Raw genomic sequence first — 986 nt, forward strand, 5'->3', positions numbered from 1 at the left:
GCTGGAGGTGATGCAGCAGTTGAAGGCACAAATAGCCGTTTCGAAGTGCCTTTATCTGCCATGGAATTGCCTAAAGACGAAAAGCCACTGCCGTCTAACCCAGACGACTATTTTGCCAATGCGACGCTGCCTGCTCCGCTCTATCAGCAGCCAGCCAATGGCCAAGGTACACGAGCACGAGATGTTCCATTGCCGCCAATCACGATTCGTATGATTGAGCCTGAAATGGTTGCTGAACCAGAGGTTGTTGTGCAAGAAGCGCCGCCTTTGTATCTACCGGCGGGCAGCATTATCTCGGGTACTTTGATCACGGGTTTGGATGCACCTACTCACGAGTCCGCAAGACGCGAACCTTTTCCTGCATTGCTGAGGATTCAAAAGGAAGCCATTTTACCCAACCGATTTAGAGCGGATATCAAAGAGTGTTTCTTGATCGCCGCAGGTTACGGTGATTTGAGCTCTGAGCGTGCCTATTTGCGAGGCGAGACCATTTCATGTGTAAGAGAAGATGGTGGCGTCATTGAAACGCGACTGGATTCTTATGCCGTGGGAGAAGACGGCAAAGCCGGTATTCGAGGCCGATTAGTGTCGAAGCAAGGCCAGCTGGTGGCCAAGTCGATGATGGCCGGATTCCTTCAGGGCTTGGCTGGCGCATTTGATGTAAATCCTGTTCCGACGATTCAGACGGGTAATGCCGGTGATACTCAGCTGTACCAGCAAGTCATGAGCCAAGAAGCATTACAAGGCGCTGCGATTAAAGGCACCGGTAAAGCATTGGATCGAGTGGCCAAGTTCTATTTGGACATGGCTGAAAATATGTTCCCAGTCATTGAGGTAGACGCTGCAAGGAAAATTGAAGTCATAGTCACTCGTGGTGCCTCGTTGTCGTTGGCCACTTCTCAAGGGGGTGGTGCAAGAAGATGAAAAAATCCTGCATGTTGCTAACCGATCGAAGTCCGTTTCAGACAATAAGATGTGTATCCAGA

The 986-nt window shown here is 50.4% G+C and carries 1 protein-coding gene; it reads left to right on the top strand.

Annotated features, from left to right (window positions below; translation table 11 throughout):
• Window positions 1-924 (top strand): TraB/VirB10 family protein (locus R7Z49_RS28170; protein ID WP_318112175.1); only part of this gene is annotated, 924 nt, incomplete at its 5' end.
• Window positions 925-986 lie beyond the last annotated feature (62 nt).

Source organism: Vibrio sp. 1562 (assembly GCF_033340155.1).
GTDB lineage: Bacteria > Pseudomonadota > Gammaproteobacteria > Enterobacterales > Vibrionaceae > Vibrio > Vibrio alginolyticus.